Origin of the sequence: Blautia sp. SC05B48, from assembly GCF_005848555.1 — a bacterium.
Lineage (GTDB): Bacteria > Bacillota > Clostridia > Lachnospirales > Lachnospiraceae > Blautia_A.
Genome location: NZ_CP040518.1, coordinates 1,468,547 through 1,495,278 on the forward strand (window position 1 = coordinate 1,468,547; position 26,732 = coordinate 1,495,278).

Genomic DNA, 26,732 nt, shown 5'->3' on the forward strand with positions numbered 1-26,732 from the left:
GCATTTTTCTTTTTCGCCCTTCATCGGCCATTTACAATTAATGTGTTACGATCTCTTTGCTTCTTCCTCCCTTCGTTTATTATTTATAAACAACAGGAGTGCAGTTGCAAGAATCGCTACACCACTGATTGTAAATCCATAGGTTCCCGGACCACCGGATTCTGGTAATGAATATACCTTCGCGTTGGTAATCTGATAATAAATTGTATCATTATCTTGTCTTAATGTTACATCCTCACCATTATAAGTTACCGTTACTGTTCTGTTATTTTCCACTACAATATTCCACGGTTTTGCAGATACCATATAACCTGTTGGTGCTTCTGTTTCAATCAATACATACTGCCCAATTGGAAGATTCTCTATAGAAATCGCTCCATGCTGACCTGACGTATAAGAACGAATTACTTGGCCTGTTTTTTCGCCATTTGCATCTGCCTTATATAAATCAAATTTAGCACCAGACAATTTTGTATCGGCTGTCTGACTATCAACCTTCTCAAGATTAATATTCACAACTGTTTTCTTATTTGTAAATTTGGCAATTCCAATCTGTCCATTAATTTTGTCTTTATTTCCATTTTTGAGAACTACTTTATTATCAGTATCTGTTCCCATGGTAAACGTAATATCTGTAGCCTTCTGCTGTTGATTTCTTGCAATTACACTGTGGCAGTTTGTTTCATCAACTGTTGCAATCTCCTGCAATTCATAATGAACATTTGCGCCAAGAGATTCTACAACCTTATAATCACCTCTGGATAACTCACTTAATTTTGTATTATCAGATTCAAGTTTTGCATTGACTCCCTTTGTAAGCGTAAATACCGCTTTTGCTTCTTTTTTGTCTTTTTTAATCACTGCAGTTGCAGTTGCAACTGTTTGATCATTTTCATCTGTAATTGTGAAATTAAATGTTTCGTTCTGCTCAGCCTCTACGTCCAGTTTTTTAATAATCTGAATATTACCGGCTACTACATTTACTACATAATTACCAGTTGCTTTCAGATTTGAATTAACCTGTGTTCCACCCTTTTCTGCATCTGGCTGCTGAACTTCTGTTCCAGACAATATAGTGCTTCTATCAGATTGGGAGTACGGATGATAAGTGACAGTCAGTTGATACTTTTCCACTTCATTTCCAACCGCTGTAGCAACATGATTATCAGCATTATCGCCTTTAGCCAATGTATAAGTATAAGTGAAATATCCTACAGCTTCATTAGAACCTGGATAGGTATACCCATATGACTTATCACCACCAATAGTTAATGATTTCTCTGTTGACAATGTTTCAATCTGCTGAGGTGTCAGAACCGGTAATTTCACTAAATTCTGCTCCTGGGGAGTCACAGCTGTTAATGTTTTTGTCGTATTATCAAGTTCTACAACACGTATCGTTTCAGCAAGCTCATTTTCAAAATTCTGAGTATTAATGCTGTCGCCTTTAAATAATGTCTTTTCTTTATCGTTAATGCTCAGACTAAGAAGCTTAACATTAACAGATGGTTGCTCAAACTTTTTAATACCACCACTATCCAGATAAATGCCGGAATCTGCACCATTAGTAGGAATCATATTTCCACCAATGAAATCATCTTTCGCCTGAATCTGGAATTCTGTATTCCATCCACCATTCTCATCCTTCGAATTACCAATCAAAGCCGCCTGGTCCGTCCAGGTAATTGTAGTTGTACCATTTTTGTTTTCAACAATCGTTACTTTTCCCAGTTCTGAATTTGTAGTCTCATCTTTCCAGATAATTTCCTTCGATCCGTCCTGCTTATTAATTTTTCCTTGTCCCAGATTACAGTTATTTGCCAGAGCATTTAAACCATCATCTGTAAGTTTGAATCTTGAGTCAATCGTATCTACGATACGTTGAGGCTGAGTCCTAAAAAGTTTTCCAACCTGACCTGCGATTTTCTCAAAAATGCCGTTTAAACCAGATATATTCTCTGTAGCATAAGCACAGCCCTTCGAAGCAATATAAGTTTCAAGAAACGAATTGGCTGACATGGGGCCATGGACATGGTAAGAATCATAATACCGATGGTGATAATAATCTGTAATCCCTGAGTGATCCCTGCTCCACCTAAATGAATCTTTTACATTACCATATCTCACAGTATATATAATAGCTTTTTCTTTTATTTTCGAAGCGTTATCTACTGCACGATTTGCCACACGACAGTTATATGAATCGTTATCAATATATCCAGGCATTCCATCTGTGAAGAAGATAACATATTTATTCGAATGTTTTGCTGAACCTAATTTTTCATTTGCAGCTTCCAAAGCTGCTCCCATTGGAGTTGCACCAGCGGCAGTTTCAATGTTTATGATCCTCTTCAACCTATTAATATTCTCTTGGCTATCTAGATTAATGAACTCGCTGCTTGCAGTAACAACATTTGTCCCGCTGCTATCATATCCTTTATACCATATCACAGAAATTTGACTGATTGAAGATTGCCCAGCTGCAGTATCAACAAAATTAGCCGCCGCTTCTTTTATTTTCGCTAACGCCGTTCCTTTCATTGACTCACTGGCATCCATTACAAGTACAATACTGGCTCCCTGTGCAGCAACTCCCTCTGTCTCTCCTGTTGTCTCCGCATGCAGTTTAATCTTATAAGTCCTGGAATCATACTCATCTACTTCTGCTTTTTTATTACTGGAAAGACTCTTTTCTGCCTCCTCCTTTTCTGTATAGTTGACAATTTTATTTCCCTCAACTTCAGTTTTATCATCTGCTTTATAAAGTTTAGCAGTTGCCTTATCTCCACTGACTGTTACTTTCACCTCATAAGCTTCTTTAGATGCTACATATCCATCAGGTGCTACTGCCTCTGTTAAAGTATAAGTTCCTAAAGGAAGATTCTCAAATTTTATGCTTCCATCGTCACCTGACTCTGCTGTATAAGTTTTAGAATTGTCATCCAGAGAAGTAAGAGTAAATCTTGCTCCGGATAAAACCTCACCTTTTGTATTGACTTTTTTGAGATCAAGTTCTGCAACACTGGCAAGTACATTGGTAACCACTACCACTGGTCTACTGCTAACTGTAGCTTCACTAGAAGTAACATTTCCACTCTGCTTTGTTGCATCATCTTTCCCATTGATTAAAACCTGAGCATATTTGTCATCTGATACATCAAGTTCTCGAACCTTATAATTCTTATTTTCCTCAAGTCCAGAGAAAATTGCCTTCTGACCAGGTTTCAACGTAAACACATTATCGTAGGAAACGCCATTTATTTCTTCACGATTGAACTCAACTTTGCTATCATCGCTTAAAGTACCTGCAGTATTTGATGGAACATACTCCCCTTTGTCATCCTGAAGAAGTAACTGAAATTTAAACTCTACATTTGCATACTTCTCCTTATCCGTATTACTCAACTGTTTTTCAACCGTAACCGACTGCTTCGGAACTGTTGGAAGATTGAACTTAAGCTTACAGTTGGAATCACCCTTACCTCTTTCGAGATAATAGAAATTAATTGTATGCACTGTGTAATCTTTGAAAATATCCTTTCCGCTAACAAAATCTCCTTCTTTTTCTGCTCCTGCCTCTTTAAATAAATTTTTTAAAGTATAATTGTTACTACCAACTTTAACTGTACCATCAGCAAAATTAATAGAACCAGACACTACATTATGAATACCACCAATATCCAACACCAAAACGCCATCGATGTAAACCCATACATCATCATCTCCAGAAAACTCAAATACCATATTATTATCATTAATTTTTCCGTCTTTTGGCTGAATGAATTTAGCTGACATTGTCATACCAAAATGGAAATCTGGAGATGTTTCTGCAATTTGAGGAATATCATAGTATTTACTACCACCTAATGTATTGAATGGAAAGAAACTTCCATGGTACGGACCTGGTTGTTGTAGGTCTATTGGATCTTTACTACTTCCTGGTACATTATATACAGTAAACTTTTTTGTATTTTTATTAAACTGTGCAAAATTTTTAGCACTATCATATTCATAGTAACCATTTGCATCTTGTTTAAATAAGTAATTTGCACCAGAATAAAACTCCTTGCCCGTACCTTTCTTCGTTGAGAATAAATACGAACTACTCTCTTTATTATTACCCTTATCTACTATCGGATATGAATCTTGTCCCAATTTCTTTTGCATAATGCCAGTAGAGAGATCAGCTGGCCCTCTATACTTATTATAATCCTCGCTTACTCCATGCGTTCCATCACTAAACTGCAAAGAATGACCTGCATTTATTTTATCAGTATCGTAATCAAACATATTGATAGTAATACCTCTTTCAGCACTATCAACAGTTGTCTCCTTATCATAACTACTAGTTGTCTGTACAGAAGTGAAATCATCTGCCAACCATACAACTGAGAAAGTAGAAAAACTCTCTGTTTCAAAGTTTGCACTTTCAATTTCTCCATTGTCGGTTGTACTTACTTTAGCCTGTCCATCGTTGCTCATATTAACAACTTCTGTGACATTACCATTTGCATCCTCCACAAAATGTACCAGAGATACATTCATGTTTTCCTGTGCTGTATCTGTTTCAGCTACATCTTCTGGGATTTCTGCTTCTTTGTAGGCTATAGATACCCTGACACTTCCGTTCTGCGGTTCGATCTTAGTTCCATCGTCATTCAGAAAACTAATATCGTATGCAAGAAAACCTGCTACTGTATAACTCTCATTTTTTGCACCCTCGTGAAGCTGTTTCTCGATATCTGCATACTGGTCAGAACCTTTCTCGATCGGAGTCACAACAAACTGTGCACCTTCCGGAATAACGCCCTTCACTGCTGTTGCAGTTACAACTACATTACCAACTTCCTGGGAATAAGAAACTTCTTCGCTTTCCAGAACATCCTCGACTTCTTCTGCCTCATCGCTGCTGTCAACAACCTGTGCCATATCACTTCTTATGTAAGCCTCGGTTCCTTCCCAGGAAACCTTGTACCAGGTTGCTCCGTCCTCTGCTGTTACGGTATCCAGAAGTGTGAGCTGTGTTCCTGCGTTTACAGTTGCCAGAACCTCTGCCTCGACAGATGGACTGACACGAAGATTCGTATCGTCTCCCAGAACCTCGATCAGGCTTGTCTCACCATTCTCATCTGCTGCCGGAACATCCTCCGGGCTCGCAATATCCTCTGCCGGTTCTTCCACCACATCCGGATCCTCTGTCGGCGCTTCGGTAGGTTCAGCATCCGGATTCTCCGCCGGAGCCTCAGAAGGCTCTGCATCAGGAGTTACCTCCGGATTCTCTGCTGCCGGTGTCTCAGCTGCATCCTGCTCAGGCTCGTCCGAAATATCCATTCCGTCCGTAAGCTCCTCTGATGCGATAGACACCTCGTCCTCATTACCGGAAACAGCTTCCGCCTCGACATCTGCTGTCTCAGGAGAATCCCACATAACGGCAAAAACAGCTGCGTTGCCAGTCTCAACCTGAAGTGTCTGGATCTGTTTGCCCTCGTTGACATTCAGAACCTTCAGATCCTCGTTGGCCTGTAAGGTGTTAACATCAGTATCACCGGTACTGCTGTTATAATGAAGCTTCTCAACGGTTACACTCGTGCTGGCTGCATCGGTAAGCTCCGGTGCTGCCGGTGTCTTGTACTCAAAAGTTACTCTGACTCTGCCGTTCGGCTCGACTCTGTTTCCGTCGCCATCAGCAAAATACACATCATACGCAAAAAAACCTCTCAGGCTGCTGCCCTTGTCTGTAGCTGTTGCTGAAAGCTTCTGAGAAACTGTATCATAAGATACGGATGAATTCTCGTTTACGCCGTCAGCCTTCAATGCTGTATTCTGCGGAAGAGCTCCGTCCTCCAGTGCCTCTGCTGTTACTTTAACAGAATCATTTTCATATGTAAGCGTCGATTGCTGCGCCTGTTCCGTTTCCTCCTGGTCTGCGCTGCTTACATCCGGTGTCGATTCTTCGGCCGCTGGTTCAGATGTAATTTCGCCATCTGTAAATATATCCTCCGTTCCATCTCCGAACGCTTCACTCGCGGAGATCGTATATGCACTCGGCATACAGGATACCATCAACGCCAAAGCCACCATAAATGCCAGGAGTTTTCTGATCTTATTATTCCTTAATTTTTTCATACCTTTCCCGCTTTCCTGTGTGTGCATTAACGTGTACTGTATTTCTTATTACTTTACTTCTGTTTATATTCCTTTCTCTTAAAAAAGCTTCATGTTTTTAGCCGGTGAGTAAACAGGTTACACCTTTTCAATATTTTACCCTTATGTGATTGTAATATCAATATACCAGGCATTTTTGGTAAGGATATTGACATTATCAGATGCTATCGAGAATCAGTCTTCAACTCCTCCTTCTTAACTTACTCGTTCACTGGTTCTTTTCGTCTGATTTCCCAATAAAATCTGACTATTTGTGGTATTTATTATACAACACTACCAGTTGTTTTGTAAGGCACGTTTTTTCAAAAAAAAGTGCCTCTGTCACTATTTTAACATGAATTTCTTCAGCTCATCCCGCTTCTTGACATTCAGCTTGCAAAAGATATCCGTAAGGTAATGCTTAACAGTATTAATGGAAATCCCCAGATGCTCTCCGATCTCCTTATTGGTCCATCCCCCACTTGCCAGCATGGCAATAGAAAACTCCATCGTCGACAGCTCCCCCGTAACCTTTCTCCGGTTTTCAGGATTATGAAGCGCCATCCAGCCCCTGCTGAAAGAAAGCACCCCTTTCGTGATCCGCTGATACGCCTCCGGATCCCGGTTCCGGATACATGCCTCGATCAGCCCCCGCAAAAGCCCATGATGCTCAATAAAAGGCTCCAGAAACCCATCCATCTTCGCCAGCTCCCAGCTCCGGAGCATCTCCTCCTGTGCCTCCTGCTTATGCTTCCGGTTGATCGCACACACCGCCATCATACAATGGATATACGTCATACTGATCGGATACGACCTCTCCGCCATAAACAAAGCAGCCTTCCCCATCCCATAAGCACTCCATATCTCCCCGTTAAGATAAGTATGGTGCGCCATCACATACGTGGCAAAAAGCCTCAGCCCCTCAGGAAGCATCCTGCTGTACTCCCCAAAAGCAGGCATCCCATCCGTAGGCAGATGAAGCAAAACCGCCCCCACATACCCCGCCAGAAGACAGGACGCATAAACATCCTTAGGAACCTTCTTCTTCATAGCCAGCTTCACACAGGACTGGATTCCCTCCATCCCCCGCTTAGCCGCCGCCACATTCCCCAGCGTCAGATTAGAATACCCATACAAAATACACGCCGAAAGCTTCAGCTCAATAACCCTGCTGGACAGATACCCCCTCGTGATCTCACAACACTCCTCCGCCTGCCCCATAAAATAAAAAAGCTCAGCCCGCGCAATATTCCTCAAATCCACATCCACAAACCCCTCAACAACCTCCCGAGCCCTCCCAGGCTCAAAAGACGAATTCAAAAGCGGCAAAACCACATAATCACACATACAACCCTCTCCCTCCAAAACCCAGGCAGCCCCCAAAAGACCACCCTCAAAACCAAACCAACAAACCTCCGAAGCCCTCACACAAGCCACATCAACACACATCCGAAGCCCATCACACACCCCTCATCAACACACATCCGAAGCTCATCTCTCAAGCCACATCAACATACATCCGAAGCTCATCTCTCAACCCTCATCAGCACACATCCGAAGCTCTTCTCTCAAGTCCCACAAAACAGTCACCAAAACTCCGGATATCAATCAACCAGTCAATCAGTCAATCAGTCAACCAATCAGGCCAACCATCTTTTTCCATAATTATAATCCAAAATACTCCAAAAATAAATTTAAATATTACACAAAAACACCACACCCTATCCAAAACAGCCTCTATCCCCAATCCCCTCACGACACCCCCCAAAAAAACTCACCCCACCCACATCCAGCGCAGCGCCGATGCCACACCATCTCCCAACACACCACAAAAAAACTCAGCCCCTGCAGCCGCCCCGCTGGCAGCCTGTCCGTTCGTCCCTCCCCCCCCCATTCCTCCCACCCACACAAAAAAAGAGCCCCCAGGCCCAAACACCCAGGAACTCTCCCAAAACCAAACAACATCATCTCCCACTCCGCAACTTCCTCAGCTCCCTCTCCAACCGATCCGCACGCGCCTTCTCCCTCAACGTATTCGCCCACTCTTCACTCCGCCCCTGTTCAATCCCTTGAGTGATTCCCTGGCTGATTCCTTGGGCGATTCCTTGACTGATTCCCTGTTCAATCCCCTTATTAATCCACATCTGCTCAATCTCAAAACTCTTCATATACGCCACCATAACCTTTCCGCCTCAAACATCTCTTCTACCTCTCCGCAGCTTCCTCAGTTCCCTCTCCAACCGATCCGCACGCGCCTTCTCCCTCAACGTATTCGCCCTCTCTTCACTCCGACCCTGTTCAATTCCTTGACTGATCCCCTGTTCGATCCCCTTATTAATCCACATCTGCTCAATCTCAAAACTCTTCATATACGCCACCGTAACCTTTCCATCATCTTTAACAACCCTGACCATCTCCAGCAACTCCCTCAAAACATCATTTACCGCATTCACTTCCCTGGTATCCTCCAAAAAACGAAGCAGCGCCACCAGCTCCTCAGGCACACCCGCACCATCTCCCTTCGTATTCAGAAAAACCGTCCTCAGCCCATCATCATACTCCATCTCCGGAATCTCCTCACACATATTCCGGATCGTATACACCATCCTACCCCGATCAAACGGATCATACGAACAGACAAAAATAACAAAAACCCTCTTAAGCTTCCCGAAACCCTCACCCTTCTTCAAACACCGGCTGTCAATGATCGCATGATAAAACCTCACCCGCTTCGGCAGATCCTTCAGACTCACAACATCACCATTATTATCCGGCTCAATATCAAAAACAGAAGGATCCGCCAAAACATCCATCAGCTCCTCCTCAGCCAGAACATCAAGCCGCGCCCCGCGAAAGCCCTCATCCCGGCCACCAAAAGCCCTCTGCGCAACAACCCGCAGCCTCCCGATCTCACGCCCCAGCACCACCTGCAGCAGCAACCTGCAAAACCTCTCACCAATACCAGGAAACGTCATCACCGCGTTAAACAAAAAATCATCCAGAAGATTCATATCCTCAAGCCGCTTCCTCTGCATAAGCCTCCTCCTTTCACTATGATGGCAAAAGAAAAAACCTCACACAACCAACCGGCTCCTCCCCGCCATATTTATACAACCAACCATATGGGGATCAGATAGCCGAACGGCCCAGAATGTTCCCAGATATGTACTTTCAGTATAACCACCCCACCAGCAAAAGTCAACAAAAACCCTTCGACAAAAACCGCCAAAACCTCATTCCACTGCATCCACCACAGCGCCGATGCCCCTCCCCTCCCCCCCCCATTCCTCCCACCCACACAAAAAAAGAGCCCCCAGGCCCAAACACCCAGGAACTCTCCCAAAACTCAAATATCCAATTATCATCAATCGTTACCAGTTGTCACCAACCATCACCCAACGCGCAGCCGAAACTTCTGAATCTCCTTCTCACTGGAAACCCTCTCAATCTCAGCCCCAAGACTCCTGAGCTTCTCCTCAAAATTCTCATACCCACGCTGGATATAAACAATATCATCAACAACCGTAACACCCTCAGCAGCCAGCCCCGCAATAACAAGCGCAGCCCCCGCACGAAGATCCGGCGCACTCACACGCGCCCCCGTAAGCTTCCTCACACCATCAATAATAGCAGAGTTCCCCTCCACCTTAATATTGGCACCCATCCGTGAAAGCTCATCCGCATACTTAAACCGGTTCTCAAAAATACTCTCAGTAACAATACTCGTACCCTCAGCCAAAGCCAAAGTAACCGCGATCTGCGGCTGCATATCCGTAGGATAACCAGGATAAGGCAACGTCTTCACATGCGTACGATGAAGCACATGCGGCGCACGGACACGAACCGCATCATCAAACTCCTCAACCTCACACCCGATCTCCTCAAGCTTAGCCGTAGTAGCCTCAAGATGCTTGGGAATAACATTACGAACAGTAACATCGCCACGAGTAGCCGCAGCAGCAAACATAAAAGTACCAGCCTCGATCTGGTCCGGAATGATCGAATACTCCGTACGATGAAGCGTCTCAACACCACGGATACGGATCACATCCGTACCGGCACCCTTGATATTCGCCCCCATACTGTTCAGGAAATTCGCCACATCAACAACATGCGGCTCCCTCGCAGCATTCTCAATGATCGTACGACCAGCCGCCATAGAAGCAGCCATCATGATATTAATAGTAGCACCAACAGAAACCACATCCAGGAAAATATGGCTTCCATGCAGATTCTCCGCCTTGGCAACAATAGCACCATGACAGATATCAACATCCGCACCAAGAGCACGGAAACCCTTCAGATGCTGGTCGATCGGCCTGCTGCCGATATTACATCCACCCGGAAGCGGAACCTCCGCATGCTTATACTTACCAAGCAAAGCACCCAGAAGATAATAAGAAGCACGGATCTTCTTGATAAACTCATAATCCACGCTGAGATTGCCGATAGTAGAACCGTTGATCTTTACAGTAGACTTATCAATACGCTCAACCTGAGCCCCGATCTCGGAGATTGCCTCAAGCAGAACATTGATGTCCCTTACATCTGGCAGATTCTCGATCAATATAGTTTCATCAGTCATAATGGCTGCTGACAATATCGCAAGCGCCGCATTCTTCGCACCCGCAATATCCACTTCTCCAACCAGAGGATTGCCGCCTTTAATCACATACTGTTCCATAACACACCTCTATTATTTACTCCTCTATGAGCAGAAACTTTCTCTGAATTTACTGCAGGAACAAACGTTCCGCAATACCGTTTTTTAGGTCAGTTGTATATTATAACACATATTTCAGATTTGTAAACAATTTATGACGAAAACCTGTCACAACCCATGACCCGAAACACTCCAGCAAACCGTTTCCACAAGCCAACAGTTACGCCTTATCTCCCCTGTTCTTCAATGCCTCAAGCACAACCTGGAGACTCCCCTCCAGATCCTTATCCTCTTCATCCACCACAATATCCGCATATTTCTCATACAAAGGAACACGCTCATCATAAAGACTCGCCAGCGTCTGTCCCTCCTTGAGCACGACTCCACGTCCCTTAAGATTACCAAGACGCCTGGAAAGAAGCTCCAGCGAGATCTTAAGATACACCACAACACCCTCAGACTTCAGATGCTGCATAGCCTCATCGCAGTAAACCACACTTCCACCGGTAGCGATCACCGTATTCTCCACCTGGATCGAAGCATTCACACGATTCTCGATCGCCTTGAAGCCCTCCGTACCCTCATCCTCGATGATCTTACTCAAAGTCCTCTTCTCCGCCTTCTGGATCAGAAGATCTGAGTCAATAAACTGGTACCCAAGTACCTTCGCAAGTACGACACCGATGCTGCTCTTCCCCGCACCAGGCATCCCTATCAGTGTAATATTATTCATACTGTACCCTTTCATTTTAGCATAACAGCTGCCAAATCTCAACAAACGTTACAGCTCCGCAGAACCTACCGTTTCTCTCTCCCGGACTTTCCCGACGTCTTTAACTTCCCTGACGTTCCTGCCTTCCCCGACATCTTTAACTTCCCTGACGTCCCCGGCTTTCCCGACGTCTTCAACTTCCCTGACATCCCTGGCTTACCCGACATCTTTAACTTCCCTGACATCCCTGGCTTACCCGACGTCTTTAACTTCCCTGACGTCCCTGACTTTCCCGACGTCTTTAACTTCCCTGACATCTCTGACTTTCCCGACGTCTTTAACTTTCCCGCCATCTCTGCCATCTCTGATTTCTGCTGCTTCTTCTTTACACTATAACCAAAGGTTCCCACTTTCCGGCCACCCGCCAGATACTCCCCATGGGAATAGACCAGAAGACCTGCATCATTGAGACGAAACCTGTTATTTTTATCCATATAAGCTTCATCCGCATGGACCGCAAGCACATCAGCAAGAAACATGTCATGAGACCCCAGCTCCTTCACCTCACGCACCCTGCACTCGATTGAAACCGGAGCCTCCCCGATCATCGGTGCAGAAACAAACTGCGCTTTCTCTTTCGTAAGGTTCAGCTTCCGGAACTTGTCCACATCACGTCCCGAACGGACCCCGCAGAAATCCGTTGCAAACGCCAGCTCCTCCGTTGTCAGATTGATCACAAACTCACCCGTTTTCCGGATCATATCATAGGAATAACGGGAAGGTCGGACAGAAATATAAGCCATCGCCGGATTGGTACACACCGTACCCGTCCACGCAACCGTTATGATATTATCGTTACCCTCACCATCGGTAACACTCACCATTACAGCCGGCAGCGGATAGATCATGTTCCCCGGCTTCCATAACTGTTTCGCCATTTTCCGTCACCTCTTATGCATAATCGCTGTTCATCAGCTGAGCAGCCTCCATCATAGCCGGGATCAGCTGCTTCTTTCTGGAAACCACACCCGGCAGACTGAAGGTATCTCCATCCGGTTTCCGCTCAAAAGCGATCTCCGCCATCTGCTGGCTGCCCTCCCCGTAAAACAGAAGCTCTGTAGACTCCTCCAGGATATTCGTCAGCATAAAATAAACTCTCGTGATATCATGACGGCCACACTCACTCACCATAAACGGCATCAGCTTCTCCTTGATCTCCTTAAGCTCCTCGCTGTCCATGGAACTGATCTGACCCACACCAAAGGAAACATTACCCTCACCGATAAACTTCTTGTAATCCTGATAAAAAATCTCCTCCGGAGACTTATCCTTCAGATTACTTCCCGCAGAAAACATCTCTCGGGCAAACTCCTCGATCTTGATTCCCGCGATCAGCGCAAGAGCACTGGCAGCGATCTTATCCGTCTGCGTACAGGTCGGTGAACGGAACATCAATGTATCCGAAATAATAGCCGCACAGAGAAGCCCCGCGATTTTTTCCGGGATCTCCAGTCTCTGCTCTCCGTAGATCTCATAAAGGATCGTGCCCGTACATCCCACCGGCTCATTACGAAAAGCAACCGGCGTCATGGTCTGCAAGGTACCCAGCTTATGATGATCAATGATCTCAAGGATCTCCGCCTTCTCGATATTATCAACAGCCTGATCCACCTCATTATGATCCACAAGAACCACTTTCTTTTTATGCATATCCAGAAAATTACGTCTGGAGATCGTACCGATACACTTACCATGAGGATTGATCACCGGAAACGCCCTGTGACGGTTTTTGATCATCACATCCTGGATATCATCCGTAAAATCCTCGGTATTAAACGTAACCATGTCATCCCGCTTCATAACAAAGCTGACCGGAATACTCTGGTTGATCAGACGCGCAATATTAAACGTATCATACGGAGACCGGATGATCACGATATTCTTCTCATGAGCAAGCTTCACAACCTTCTCGGAAACCACGATATTCAGCCCCACGATGATACAGCTTACATTCTGGCTGATCGCCTGAAGATGATCCTCCTCACGGTCACCCATGATGATCATATCATTCTCCTCAACGTAGCCCTCCAGCATCTTAGGGTTGGCAGTACCGACAAGCACACGCCCCTTCACAAAATATCCGTGTCCGTTACCTTCCACCACTTCACCGCCAACAGTCTCGGCAATTCTCTGATACTGCGTCCTCGCATTGGAAAGAAGATAACTGTCTGTAGTATCCATATAGGTCTTTGCGATATCACCAATCGTCACAAGCCCCTCCAGACACCCATCCTTATCCCGGATTGGAAGAGAAACGATCCCGTTCTCCTGCATCAGATCCCAGATATTCTTCAGCGACATATTCTTATCCGCCTGCGGACTGGTCCGGATATCCATATCCTTGACCTGCGTACCGATATTCCCCAGATAAGCCGGCGGCTGTACGCCAAAACGGTTCAGCACATACCTGGTCTCCTCATTGATCTGCCCCGCTCTCTTCGGGATATATTTTTTATTCTGCGTAGTTCTGTTTTTAATATCCGCATAAGCAATAGCCGAACAGATGGAATCCGTATCCGGATTCTTATGTCCGATTACAAATATTCTCTCCGGTTTTTTCATACACATCCATCCTTTTTCATCCAAAATAATTATAATTTAATATTTGCAAACAAAGCACCCAGGGAAGTAGTAGCCTCTTCCCCCGACTCCGGAAGCTCAAAAGACTCCTCCTCAACCTCCTTAGCCATCAGATCCGATGCCTCTTTAATACTCAGGCTCAGCTTACCATCCTTGATCGCGATAACCTTCACCTTAACCTTATCCCCAACATTCAAAACCTCAGAAGGCTTCCGGATCCTCTTCTCACAGATCTGAGAAATATGCACCAGCCCGGAAACCCCGTTCCCAAGATCCACAAAAGCACCATACGGCTGCAAACTCTCAACCGTACCCTCAGTCACAAAACCAACCTGGATATTGGAAATCTTATTCCGTCTCTCCACCTCAGCCCTCTCACGAAGAATCTCCCTGGCCGAAAGCACCAGCCTCTTCTTCGCCTTATCAGCCTCGATAACCCGCACCTGGATCGGCTTATTCAGAAACACCTCAGTATCCTCAACAAACTCCAGATCAAGCCTGGATGCCGGAATAAACCCACGGACACCCTCAACATAAGCAATGGCACCCCCGTTAACGATTCCCTTCACAACAACATCCAGCACCTCACCCGAATCCTGAAGCTCCTTCAGCCTGTCCCAGGCAAGCACATCCGCAGCATCCGCTCTGGAAAGAAGAATATTCCCCTGACCATCATCCCTGCGAAGAACCATCGCCTGAACCTCATCCCCCGGCTGAACAGCCTCTTTAATATTAAACCCCGGCACCCGGGAAAACTCCTCCACCGGAATAAAACCCTCGGCATAAAACTTAAGGTCAAGAACAACCCCCGACTCATCCACACTCACAACAGTCCCTGAGATAATATCACCCTCATCGATCCTCTTAAAAGAAGCCTCCAGCTCCCTCTCAAAATCCTTCATAGACTCCGCCATATCCAGACCTCCCATTCAAACAAAAAACCAACCACCGCCGCCCCCAAAACAGCCGACAGCACTATAATCCTAATCATTATAGCATGCACACCCCACCCGCGCTATATTTTTTTCCACAAGCCCCAGACATCACAGGCATCCAGCACGCGCCGATGCCACACATACATCACTCACCTCCAACACACCACCGACACACACACCTCACAGGCATCCAGCGCAGCGTCGATGCCACACATCCCCCCGTCAGACCACAAGGAAACTCAGCCCTTGCAGCCATCCAGCGCAGCGCTGATGGCCCACCACCTCACGTCAGACCACTCAAATCCACACACAGACTTATCACTCCCACAACCAACGCACAGGACGGACTGCCGGAGGGGCGGCTGCATGGTCGGGACCCGGTGCGTCGGAGTAAGCCGCTGGTCATACTTAGCGCCTGAGGCTTCTGACGGGAAGGTACTCTGCGGCCACAAGCCGCAGAGTAAGCCCCATCTGTCTGAGCCAGGTACGCATCAGCGTACATGGCGAGTTATGGGGCGCCCTGCACGGCAGAAGACTCAGGTGCTTAGTATGACCCGGCGAAACGACCGCACCAGGCACGACCATGCAGCCGCCCCTCCGGCAGTCCGTCCGTCCCTCCCTCCCCTCCCACAAAAAAAAGAGCCCCAAAAAAGGCCCAAAAACGAGGAGTGCCCCGGTAGTGGCTTACCGGGGCGATTATTATGAAAAAAATTGTATGTGTAATGATACAGATACACACCATTACAGCGTCTTTCGTAACGTTCTTTCGAACTATCCCTATACTACCAGACAAATATGAACAAACAATGAACATCCCGTAAACAATTAGCGCATTTGCACAATTTTTTCCAAAACAACCTCCAACAATTTATAAAAACACCACATTCACAAACAAAACCAAAGTCCTAAATATTGTACATATTGTACATCTCACACAAACAAACCAACAATAACCCCAACAAAAGAACCACAACCCTCACCCTCTAACTCAAACTCCATCAAAAACACCAGCCAAGGAACCAGCCATCACCGCCGTGAAAGCATCCCCTTAATAAACTCAATTGCCTTCTCAAAAATATTCTTCACATCAGACTTCGTAACACCCATATCCTTCAAAGTACTATAAGCATCACTCACATACCCCTTGATCTGATCATCACTCATCTCGATTCCACGGAACTTACTGATAATATTGACCAGAGAACTCTTATCATCCTCATTAAGACTCACCCCAAAATGATCCGCAGCCTCATCGATCCCCTGAGAAATCTCATCATCCGTGATCTGGTTAGAATCAAAAAGTCCCTTCACATAAACAATGATATCCCCAACCTTATCCGGATCAGAAGCAAGAGACCCAACCTCATTATCCTTCAGGATCTCCTCCGCCTGACTCATAACAGAACCGGAATCAGACGCCATAACCATCATCGGAGATGTACATGAAATAACACCCGCAACAATCAAAGCTGTAAACTTGTTCAATCTTCTCATAATATTCAACCTCCATACGGGCACCAGCCCTTATCAAAAAACTTCCATCAGCCTCATCGACTTCACATTGCCATTTACGGCCTTTTTATTACCTCTTCAACGCCCCTCAGTATACCACACACCCCCACCCCTCTGTAAACCGTAATTTTCCCCACTCCCATCCACGCCATTCAGACTATATACATATCATCAAAAATATATTCACAATATTTTCATATTTTAAACAAACTTTCCTAACATCTCATCAGTAAAATAGAAAATGTAAATTTTTCATTACTTACTTATGTCTGACACCTCAGACATAACCTCCTTTCTATGACGATATATAGATCCGGACAGGAAACCTCTCCAACATTCCCGTCCGGAAACGCAAAAAGAACCCGGAACAGCTGCCCGGGCTCTTTTTGCGTTTATCATATATTAATTTTTCTCATCATAAATACAGTTGGCAAGCATCGCAAACTGCTCCAGTGTCAGCGCCTCACCTCTGATATTCAGCGGAAGGTCACACCTGTTGAACACATCCTCGATCTCATCCTTACTCAGGGAAAAATCTCCGGAATTTCTGATACCGTTCACAAGCGTCTTTCTCCTCTGGTTAAAAGATGCACGGATCAGACGGAACATAAGCCCCTCATCCTTCACATCCACCGGCGGCTTCTCATAACGCGTCAGCTTGATCACCGCACTTCCAACCTTCGGCCGCGGCATAAAACAGTTCGGCGGTACATTCGCAACGATCTCCGGCTTCGCATAATACTGCACAGCCAGGGAAAGCGCACCGTAATCCTTGGTACCGGGACCAACCTGCATACGGTCTGCAACCTCCTTCTGCACCATGACAGTGATCGAATCCACAGGAACATTCTTCTCAAAAAGCCCCATGATGATCGGAGTCGTAATGTAATACGGCAGATTCGCAACCACCTTCACAGGCTTACCGCCGTTTTTCTCATCTGCGATCTTTTTGATATCCGTTTTCAGGATATCGTTATTGATCACGGAAACATTATCCCAGTCCTTCAACGTATCCTTAAGGATCGGGATCAGCGAACTGTCGATCTCCACAGCAGCCACCTCTCTGGCAGCCTCCGCAAGATACTGGGTCATAGTTCCGATACCCGGACCGATCTCCAGTATAAAATCATCCTTCGTGATACCCGAAGACTCAATGATCTTTTCCAGAACATGCTCATCGATCAGAAAATTCTGACCAAACCTTTTCTGGAAAACAAAATGATACTTTTGAAGGACTTCAATGGTATATTTCGGGTTACCAAGATAAGGTCTGGCCATATTTTTTACCTCTGCTTTTTCTTATTTTCAGCTGAAATCCTTTTCAAAAAGTACCGTGTAGCCATCACGGTCCACACGCTTCTTGGAACGCTTGAACAATCCGCTCTGAGCTCTCTCCATAGCCTTATCCAGCATGGTCTTCACAGTACCGATGCACATCGGCTGATCCTCCTTCTGGTTGATCCCGATCAGATTATACAGAGCAAGCATGCCCATCTGGTCGATACGGAATCCATTCTCCATGGTATAGACCTTGGCGAAATTAACAAGTTCATCGTTTGTAAATACAGGAATGTTGATCATGGATGTAAACTTCTTCGCAAGCTTCGGATATCTTGCGATCAGCTTACGCATACCAATCTTTTCATCCTCCAGGATCACGATCATTCCCTTTGTGTTTCCGGTCATAGCTTCCTCAAGCTCATCTGCTGTTTCCTGGGAAAGCTGGTTTGCATCCTCGATAACAAGGAAACCGCCGGCAAGCTTGGATACGATCTCCGGAATATCCTTTCCGTTGAGATCATCCGCAAATATATAGGCAACCTTGGAAGCCTCGATATTCAGCTCTTTACAGATTGCCGGGATCAGACTTGAGATCAGTCTCGTCTTACCTGTTTCTCTGCCGCCCATAACGATCACATTTCCGGTCTGGGAGGTCTTGTCTGCTGCGCCCATCTGCACATTGCAGAGTACATCAAGCAGCTGTTCCTTCATTCCGGGAACTGTAACAAAATAGGTGAAAAGCTTCTTCTCTTCCTCTGTGAGCTCTTTCTTTCTGGAAACGATCTTTGTAGGATCCTTCTCCGGATGGATCGTAGCGATAAATTTCTCAAGCTGCTCTTCCTCGCTGAGCTCCTCTTCCTCATCGTCCTCTTCCATGGGTTCATCAGAATCATCACCGATGGGACTGCTGATAAAGTCATCCTCGTTATCCTCTTCCTGGAAGTCAAAGGCGTCATCACTGTATTCTTCTTCCTCATCAAGAAGATTTTCCTCTTCCGCTGCAGCCACCGGTTCCTCATGATGAAGCTTCGCAGAAGGCTCTGCTGCCGACTTCTGCACCTGCGCCTCAGATTCCAGTGAAGGAATCTCCGGAAGCACATCATCTTCTTCCACCGGCTTCTGTACTCCTGACGGACCATTCAGGAACTCTGCTTCTGCAGCCTGAAGATCCTCCTCAGTAACCGGCTCCTCATCTTCATCAAATACGATATCCGGAATTCTGGTATCGGAAGTCTCCGTTACCTCTTCCTCCTGCTGAGCGGAGATCTGCGCCATGATATCCTCGATATCTGCCGCATCCGGCTCCTCCGGAACAAATTCATCAGCCGCAATATCCAGATCCTCAATACCAGCCGGCTCTTCCGTTACGTCGGACTGCTGGACATCCGGAGATTTCTCTTCCTCCGGGATATCGATTCCCTGCTGTGTAGCTGCTACCAGAATGGTATCCTCCAGGTTAAAGTCTTTATCCTTATCCTTCTCGGACCTGTCACCTACAGATGCCGCAATATCCTCGATACTTCCGAAAATTCCGGACGCATCCGGCATCTCCGCGGAACTGCTTGCATTCTCCGGGTCCACATTGATCATGGATTTCGGGATCTTCAGCTCCGGCATACGGATCGTTGCGGAAAAATCAGGCTTGCCTTCCTCATTGAGCGGAACCCCTGCAGGCTTCTCCTCACTTTCCTCATTTCCGGCAGCCTTCTCCTTCATGATCTCTGCAACACTCTGGGACAAAGACATCTCTGTAGATTTCTCAGCCTCAGCTTCTTCCGCTTCCTGATAAGCCTCTTCTTCCTCTTTATCCTGCTTTTCCTGAGCCTGCAGCTTCATACTTCCGGATGACAGGTTCTCAACACCTGATGCCAGTGGGATCTCATCCACTTCCTGTCCGGAAAACTCTTCCTGCTCTTCAGAAGGCTCATCAGAAGCTTCCTCACTTCCTTCTGCTGCTTCGATCTCCTCAGAATCTGTAAACTCCTCTGACAGTTCTGCTGCCGCAGCAGTCTCAGCCTCCGGCACTTCAGCCTGTTCCGTCACATCCTCAGAGCCTGTGGAAACCTCTTCCTGCTCTTCATCCTGCGCAGCTTCTTTTTCCTCCATATCCTCTTCCGCGGATTTCTTATGTCCGCCAAAGATATCACGGAATCCCTTGGAAAGCTTCTCCTGGAATGTCTCCGCACTGTTCAGATCCCGCTCATCATCTACCTGGATGGTATCTGTGACCGGTTTTGCCTCCTCATACTCGCCGGATGCTTCCTTGCTCTCCCTGATCTCCTGCGCCTTTTCCGGCGGGATCAGCTTCGGGATAAAACGCTGCTCGTATTTCTCTTTCTCTTCGCCAGTGAGAACACCCATCCGCTGTTTCAGGTCAAGGGCCTTTATCACATAAGTTCCGTCATTGAACCAAAGGATCATCTCATTGCAGAGATCCAGGCACTTCTGCTTGTCTCCTGCCTTGTAATAGAGCTTGGCTAGCTCATAGGACCAGCGCTCCGTAAATTCCTTCTCCTTATATTCCTCAAGAATACGGATCTGTTCATTCAGAGATGCATTCTTCGCTCTGGCGATCTTATATTTCAGTATATACTGGCTGTTATCATTACCTGCCACTTCTCTGTATTCATCAAAGAATTCTGTGGCTTCACTGATCTGTCCCATTTTCAGGGAAACCTCGATCAGACGGTAAAGTATGTTCTTGCCGATCGGCGCTCTGTGGTAGGCAAGAAGAAAAATTTCCTTGCTCTCTTCATAACGCTTGTTGGCCGCGTAGATCTCGCCCACTACACAAAGGGTACGGACGTTTTTCACACGACGCCAGTCAATACTGTCAACAATCTGCATGGCGCCTTTGTAATCCTGGGTCTCGACCAGCTTATTGATCTGTCCCAGCTTAACGCGAAACTCCTCTTTATCCAAAATATTCACCAACTTTCCATAATCAGAATCAGTTTACCATATGCATACGGGCTTGTCAAAACCCTTTAGGCATATAAACATGCCCCTTTACCACCTGAAAAACCCTGTTGATCTTGAACTGATGGCTGACAAAATCATCCAGTCCTGTACAGGTGATCAGAGTCTGTATATCGTGGATGCTTTCCAGCAGATATGTCTGCCTGCTGCTATCCAGCTCTGAAAGAACATCATCCAGCAGAAGCACCGGTGTATCCCGGATCTTTTTCTTCACCAGATAGATCTCCGAAAGCTTCAGAGAAAGAGCTGCAGTCCTCTGCTGCCCCTGGGAACCATACCTCCGGATGTCGATCCCGTTGACTTTTACGCAGAAATCATCTCTGTGCGGTCCCACAGAGGTCAGCTTCATCCGAAGATCCCGCTCCCGGTTCCTGGAAAGCTTATCCTCAAACTCCGCCGCCGTAACACTTGGCTCGTACAGGATCTCCAGCTCCTCGATCCCGCCGGTAAGGCCTTTATGGAGCCCCCTTGCGATCTCGTTAAGCTCCTCCACAAAGGCTTCCCGCTTCCCGATGATCTTCTTTCCGTAATCGACCATCTGCATATCCCAGACATCCAGGGTACTTTTCAGCCCGGGGTTCATATAACAGTCTTTGAGAAGACGGTTTCTCTGGTTCACGATATGGTTGTAGCCGGCCAGCTCCGTGATATAAACACCATCCAGCTGACAAAGCTCCGAATCCAGAAAACGTCTTCTCTCTCCCGGTCCATCCTTGATAATATTAAGATCCTCCGGAGAAAAAAACACCAGATTCACCACCCCCAGCAGCTCCCTTGCCTTGCGGATCGGCAGCCCGTTGATGGCAACTCCCTTTGCTTTGTTTTTCCGGAGGTGCATGTCTATTTTGTATGAAAGCTCGCCCTTCTTCACCATCATTCGGATATGGGATTCCTCATTCTTAAAGCGGATCATCTCCCGGTCCTTGCTTCCCTTGTGGGATTTGCTGGTACCTGCCAGATAAACCGCCTCCAGGATATTGGTCTTTCCCTGGGCATTGTCGCCGTAGAGAATATTGGTGCCCTGATCAAAATTCATCTCCAGCGACTCATAATTCCTGAAATTATTCAGTCTGATGGATTCAATGTACATTCCTTCACCCAATCACATAAATATCTTTTCCATCGTAGGAAATGGTATCTCCAGGATGGATCTTGCGGCCACGGCGGTTCTCCACCTCACCGTTCACCAGTACCAGACCATCATTGATGGCATATTTCGCCTCAACGCCGTCCTCCACAACACCGGCCAGCTTCAGCGCCTGGCCAAGCTTGATAAATTCGTCTTTAATTCTGATCTCCAATTTTTTCTCCTCTTATCTCCGGGGATATTTTCTCCGTCAGATCAATCTTTTCTGATCTCCTGGCGGTATTTAACCGCATCAGGTAAGTCCTCTGCTTCAATCGTGGATATCCGTTTGAAAATCCCCCAATACAAATTTCACCGGAAGGTGGTAATTTAAATACCCCCTTCCAGTAGTTTACACACGAAACACTTCTCAGAACACGATCGCATTCCCATATAAAATCGGTCAAAAACGGTCACTCATTTTAGGTGTACCTGTTTCTGTCAATCCTGATACCAGCCGTCAGGCTGTACGCACCATACGGACACTTACATATCCTGGCTATCGATATCAATTCTGTTCACAGCTTCAAGTATGTGCGTCTCACACGTACACCCGCACTCCCGAAGCTGCCGCGCCACCTCTTGTCCCTTATTTCTTATATACCCAGGTTTTATCTGGCCTGATTCTGGTTGATATTTACAGGAAGGATCAGGTAAGTATAGTTCTCCTCATCGTCACGGATAAAGCACGGGGCCTTCGGATTTACAAGATAGATCGTCACGGTTTCATCATCAATAACACGAAGAGCATCGATCAGGAATTTCGGGTTGAAGCCGATCATGATATCCTTACCCTCTTTTTCAATATCGATCTCCTCATTCATGGAACCCATTGCAGAATCAATGCGCAGCTCCATATCATCATCTGTGATGTTGATGATGATCGGTTTTTTGTCAACCTCACGTACCAGAAGTGTGGCACGGTCGATACAATCCAGGAACTCTTTTTTGTTGATCTTCAGTTTTGTCTCATAATCACTGGAAAGCATCTGGTCAATTCTGAAATATTCTCCCTCGATCAGTCTGGAAACTACCATAGTCTGATCAAATTCAAATAAAATATGGTTTTTTGTGAAGTAAATGCTGACCTGATCATTCACCTCTCCGGAAAGGATCTTGCTGACCTCGCTTAAAGTTTTGCCCGGAACTACCACCTTACGGTCAGAATAATCTTTCTTAAGGGGCATTTTTCGGATAGCGATACGGTGTCCATCCAGAGAAACTACCTTCAGACAGTTATTTTTGATCTCAAAAAGTTCACCGGTCATAAGCTTATTGTTCTCATTTACAGCAATAGAAAAAATAGTCTGGCGGATCATTTCTTTCAGTGTGTACTGAGAGATCGTCAGTGGTTCATCCTTTTCGATCATCGGTAAATAAGCAAAATCTTCTCCTGATTTTCCGGGGATATTGAATTTTGCTTTTTCACAGGTAATGGTTGCTGCATATTTATCATCAGTTTTAATGGTAATATCATTATCCGGAAGTCGTCTGATGATTTCATAGAAGATTTTTGCATCAAGAGCAACTTTACCTTTTTCTTCAATAATACCCTCAACGATAGTTTCAATTCCCAGCTCCATATCGTTGGTGGTAAATTTGATCTGGTTTGTGGTTGCATCCATAAGAATACATTCCAGGATCGGCATTGTGGTTTTTGATGGAACTGCTTTGAGTGCGATACTTACACTTTTTAACAGACTTGATTTGGAGCAGATGATTTTCATAGTGTGTATAACTCCCTTTCTGAACAAATTGTGGTTTTTATAAATATATTTATAGAAAAAATCCGCCGTAACAGCCGTAGGGGGCCAGATTTTGTGAAAAACTCCCGCAGGCCTGATGTTTTCAGGGGTTTTCCGTTGGGATAACTTTGTGTAAAAGTGGTAGTTTCGCATGTGAATAAACCGGGGATAAAATTACCGCCGCGTTTTGGCAAAAAAGTTGTACACATCTCTCCACATACAATCAACACGTTATACACCAGTAATGTGGAAAACTTCCCTAACCTTGTGGATTAATCTTCTTTTTCAATATATCAATGGTATTTTTTAAGTTATCGTCGTTCTGCAATTCGTTTTCGATCTTTTCAATACCGTGCATAACGGTGGTATGGTCACGGTTTCCGAGAGCTTTTCCGATATTTTTCAAAGGTGTGGATATGATCTCACGGCAGAGATACATGGAAACCTGGCGGGGCATGACGATTTTGGAGTTTCGTTTGTTTCCGCTTAAGTCCGCAGGTGTGACTCCGTAATGCTCTGCAACAACGGAGATGATGTATTCCGGTGTGATCACTTTTTTCTCATCCGGAGAAATAATATCCTTCAGTGCCTGCTCTGCCAGCTCCAGAGTTACTTCCTTTTTTTCAAGCTTGGCTCCGGCCATGACCTTGTTGAAGGCACCTTCCAGCTCACGGATATTGGATTTGATATTGGTAGCGATATATTTGATAACATCTTCACTGATGCTGTAGCCGTTCATTTCTTCATTTTTATGAAGGATCGCCATTCGGGTTTCGTAGTCAGGCAGCGTGATATCTGCGATCAGACCCCACTCGAACCGGGAACGGAAGCGCTCTTCCAGGATTTCCATATCCTTTGGTGGTTTATCAGAGGATATGATGATCTGCTTTTTGGCACTGTGAAGACTATTAAATGTATGGAAAAATTCCTCCTGTGTGGATTCTTTTCCTATAATAAACTGAATATCATCGACGAGAAGAACGTCGATATTTCTGTATTTTTCACGGAATTTACTCATTGCCGTGTTATTTCCGTTTCGGATGGTTTCGATCAGCTCGTTGGTAAATTCCTCACTGGTTACATACAAAACACGGCTGTTTTCGTCGTGTTCCAGAATGAAATGAGCGATGGAATGCATAAGATGCGTCTTACCAAGACCGGCTCCGCCATAGATAAACAGTGGATTGTAGGTATCTCCCGGTGATTCGGCAACTGCAAGAGCTGCGGCCTGGGCGAATTTGTTATTACTTCCTACAACGAAGGTGTCGAAGGTGTATTTTGGATTTAAATGCGCCTCTTCGTAACGTGTATCCTGAACCTGTTTATCATAAGAAGTGTTTTTTTCTGTTTTTTTGGGGAGATCTTTTTCCAGAACGAAGCGAACCTCGCATTCTTCCATGCCTGTCAGTACACAGATAGTAACCTGGAGAGGTATTTTGTAGCGTTTACTGATGTAATTGACTCCGATCGCTGCCTGCTCAGAGGGAACAACCACTGTTATCAGCTTTCCGTCAACCTCATAAACTTTCAGCGGCTTGAGCCAGGTATTAAAAGGGACATCAGTCACCTCATATTCAGATTTGACAGTTTGCAGGATCTCCTCCCATTTTTCAATAACAGCGTCCATTTTTTCCTCCCATGAGTATTATAATAACCCCAGTCTGCGACTGGAGATAAATATCCTTTTATATATTACAATGAAAATGGGGTTTTCGCAATGGAAAATCCTTGAGATTTTGGGGAAAAGAATGTGGATAATGTGGGGAAATTACTGTGGATTAGGGTGGATTATTGTGGATAAGAGTCCTGTAGGTTTCCATAAGTCGAGAATTGGTGGAAAATGTGGAAGAATTATGTGTATAAAAAAATCCACCTTAAAAATACCGCAAATAAAGGTTTTTTTTGAAAACGATGTGAACAAACCCTCCGAAAAAGTGGATAGATTTCCGGTCAATCCACAAGTTATCCACAAGTTATCCACAAAATGTGGATAATGTTACGTAAACCATAAGCGCTTTCCACATAAGAGAAAAAAATAAATACCGTAAGGTGGGGGTATTTTACAGAACCCTTGATTTTATCGGGTTTTTTGCAATTTTTACTTGACGAAAAGGAGGTTTATTTATATAATTGAAACGATGTTCTGAATGATAAGTTATTTCATAACAATTAAAAATAGATAAAGGAGGTGCTTTACCTATGAAGATGACATTTCAGCCAAAAAAGAGATCCAGAGCTAAGGTTCACGGCTTCAGAGCTCGCATGAGCACAAAGGGCGGACGTAAAGTATTAGCTGCAAGAAGATTAAAAGGAAGAAAACAGTTATCAGCATAAGCTGCAAGACCGCATTTATGTGGTCTTTTCTTCTATCCGGAGAAATATCCGCGCAGGCGGAATTTAATTAAGGAGGATTCGTTTGATCAGATCAGAGTCCTTAAAGAAAAATCAAGATTTTAAAGTTGTATATCAGAACGGAACATCGTACGCAAATCGGCTTCTGGTGATGTACGTGCTGAAGAATCAGCACATGAAGAATCGTCTGGGAATATCAGTAAGCAAAAAAGTAGGGAACAGTGTGGTTCGCCACAGACTCACCAGATTGATCAGAGAAAGCTATCGTCTCAACGAAACAGATTTTGACAGTAACCTTGATATTGTAGTAGTAGCGAGAGCCGCAGCCAAGGGCAAGAGCTTTCACGAAATCGAGAGTGCTTTTCTGCATCTTGCAAGAAAGCATCATATAACAGGGAACGAACATGATAAAGAAATTTCTGATTAAGATGATAAGGCTCTATCAAAAATATATATCGCCGATGAAGAGAACGAAATGTCCTTATATTCCCACATGTTCTCAATATGGTTTGGAAGCAATCGAAAAATATGGCGCGTTTAAGGGCAGTCTTCTTGCGGCATGGAGGATTCTGCGATGCAATCCTTTTTCCCACGGAGGCTATGACCCTGTGCCATGAATTATTTTGTGACTGTTCAGCCTTTT

At 45.2% G+C, this 26,732-nt stretch carries 19 protein-coding genes and 1 pseudogene; 4 read left to right on the forward strand and 16 right to left on the reverse strand.

Annotation, left to right across the window (positions count from 1 at the left end):
* Window positions 1–45 precede the first annotated feature (45 nt).
* The 16 genes and pseudogenes from EYS05_RS06735 to dnaA all read right to left on the reverse strand — a co-directional run bounded on the left by EYS05_RS06735 (window position 46) and on the right by dnaA (window position 25,364).
* Window positions 46–6,126, reverse strand: a complete 6,081-nt coding sequence (locus tag EYS05_RS06735) for a SpaA isopeptide-forming pilin-related protein (RefSeq protein WP_158293313.1) — start codon at window positions 6,124–6,126, stop codon at window positions 46–48.
* Between the two features lie 363 nt (window positions 6,127–6,489).
* Window positions 6,490–7,491 (reverse strand): helix-turn-helix transcriptional regulator, encoded by a 1,002-nt coding sequence (locus tag EYS05_RS06740; RefSeq protein WP_138276860.1) that lies wholly within the window; start codon window positions 7,489–7,491, stop codon window positions 6,490–6,492.
* A gap of 617 nt (window positions 7,492–8,108) precedes the next feature.
* Complete coding sequence (locus EYS05_RS06745) at window positions 8,109–8,312, reverse strand: hypothetical protein (protein ID WP_138276861.1); 204 nt, start codon at window positions 8,310–8,312, stop codon at window positions 8,109–8,111.
* Window positions 8,313–8,336: 24 nt separating this feature from the next.
* Complete coding sequence (locus EYS05_RS06750; RefSeq protein WP_138276862.1) at window positions 8,337–9,179, reverse strand: Rpn family recombination-promoting nuclease/putative transposase; 843 nt, start codon at window positions 9,177–9,179, stop codon at window positions 8,337–8,339.
* Window positions 9,180–9,535: 356 nt separating this feature from the next.
* Window positions 9,536–10,828 carry a UDP-N-acetylglucosamine 1-carboxyvinyltransferase gene (locus EYS05_RS06755; RefSeq protein WP_021651440.1) on the reverse strand — a complete coding sequence of 431 codons (1,293 nt, stop codon included), beginning with the start codon at window positions 10,826–10,828 and terminating at the stop codon, window positions 9,536–9,538.
* A 199-nt stretch (window positions 10,829–11,027) separates the two neighbouring features.
* Window positions 11,028–11,540: a shikimate kinase gene (locus tag EYS05_RS06760; RefSeq protein WP_059086952.1), complete on the reverse strand. Its 513-nt coding sequence runs from the start codon at window positions 11,538–11,540 to the stop codon at window positions 11,028–11,030.
* 347 nt (window positions 11,541–11,887) lie between these two features.
* Window positions 11,888–12,457 (reverse strand): annotated as a pseudogene (locus EYS05_RS06765) (flavin reductase family protein); the annotation flags it as partial.
* A 13-nt stretch (window positions 12,458–12,470) separates the two neighbouring features.
* Window positions 12,471–14,141 (reverse strand): putative manganese-dependent inorganic diphosphatase, encoded by a 1,671-nt coding sequence (locus EYS05_RS06770; protein WP_138276864.1) that lies wholly within the window; start codon window positions 14,139–14,141, stop codon window positions 12,471–12,473.
* A gap of 29 nt (window positions 14,142–14,170) precedes the next feature.
* Entirely contained in the window at window positions 14,171–15,073 is a 903-nt protein-coding gene (locus EYS05_RS06775) for a 30S ribosomal protein S1 (protein WP_129975740.1), read from the reverse strand.
* 1,047 nt (window positions 15,074–16,120) lie between these two features.
* Window positions 16,121–16,588 (reverse strand): DUF1002 domain-containing protein, encoded by a 468-nt coding sequence (locus EYS05_RS06780; RefSeq protein WP_118516176.1) that lies wholly within the window; start codon window positions 16,586–16,588, stop codon window positions 16,121–16,123.
* Window positions 16,589–17,008: 420 nt separating this feature from the next.
* On the reverse strand, window positions 17,009–17,884 hold the full coding sequence (rsmA, locus tag EYS05_RS06785; protein ID WP_118516177.1) for a 16S rRNA (adenine(1518)-N(6)/adenine(1519)-N(6))-dimethyltransferase RsmA: 876 nt from the start codon (window positions 17,882–17,884) through the stop codon (window positions 17,009–17,011).
* 27 nt (window positions 17,885–17,911) lie between these two features.
* On the reverse strand, window positions 17,912–20,809 hold the full coding sequence (locus tag EYS05_RS06790) for a hypothetical protein (RefSeq protein ID WP_138276865.1): 2,898 nt from the start codon (window positions 20,807–20,809) through the stop codon (window positions 17,912–17,914).
* A gap of 55 nt (window positions 20,810–20,864) precedes the next feature.
* On the reverse strand, window positions 20,865–21,956 hold the full coding sequence (gene recF / locus EYS05_RS06795; RefSeq protein WP_118625799.1) for a DNA replication/repair protein RecF: 1,092 nt from the start codon (window positions 21,954–21,956) through the stop codon (window positions 20,865–20,867).
* 4 nt (window positions 21,957–21,960) lie between these two features.
* Complete coding sequence (locus EYS05_RS06800) at window positions 21,961–22,167, reverse strand: RNA-binding S4 domain-containing protein (protein ID WP_021650164.1); 207 nt, start codon at window positions 22,165–22,167, stop codon at window positions 21,961–21,963.
* A 436-nt stretch (window positions 22,168–22,603) separates the two neighbouring features.
* Entirely contained in the window at window positions 22,604–23,719 is a 1,116-nt protein-coding gene (gene dnaN, locus EYS05_RS06805) for a DNA polymerase III subunit beta (protein WP_138276866.1), read from the reverse strand.
* Window positions 23,720–23,996: 277 nt separating this feature from the next.
* Window positions 23,997–25,364, reverse strand: coding sequence for a chromosomal replication initiator protein DnaA (gene dnaA, locus EYS05_RS06810; RefSeq protein ID WP_118516181.1), 1,368 nt, complete (start codon window positions 25,362–25,364; stop codon window positions 23,997–23,999).
* 121 nt (window positions 25,365–25,485) lie between these two features.
* On the opposite strand from dnaA, the gene EYS05_RS06815 reads away from it, so the two are divergent.
* From EYS05_RS06815 to yidD, 4 genes are all read left to right on the forward strand, one after another.
* On the forward strand, window positions 25,486–25,731 hold the full coding sequence (locus tag EYS05_RS06815) for a hypothetical protein (RefSeq protein ID WP_138276867.1): 246 nt from the start codon (window positions 25,486–25,488) through the stop codon (window positions 25,729–25,731).
* Window positions 25,732–25,936: 205 nt separating this feature from the next.
* Window positions 25,937–26,071 carry a 50S ribosomal protein L34 gene (gene rpmH, locus EYS05_RS06820; protein ID WP_005423866.1) on the forward strand — a complete coding sequence of 45 codons (135 nt, stop codon included), beginning with the start codon at window positions 25,937–25,939 and terminating at the stop codon, window positions 26,069–26,071.
* Window positions 26,072–26,153: 82 nt separating this feature from the next.
* Complete coding sequence (rnpA, locus tag EYS05_RS06825; RefSeq protein WP_021650160.1) at window positions 26,154–26,516, forward strand: ribonuclease P protein component; 363 nt, start codon at window positions 26,154–26,156, stop codon at window positions 26,514–26,516.
* Entirely contained in the window at window positions 26,494–26,706 is a 213-nt protein-coding gene (gene yidD, locus EYS05_RS06830) for a membrane protein insertion efficiency factor YidD (protein WP_015526553.1), read from the forward strand. The genes rnpA and yidD overlap by 23 nt, the downstream gene beginning before the upstream one ends.
* The last annotated feature ends 26 nt before the right edge of the window (window positions 26,707–26,732 follow it).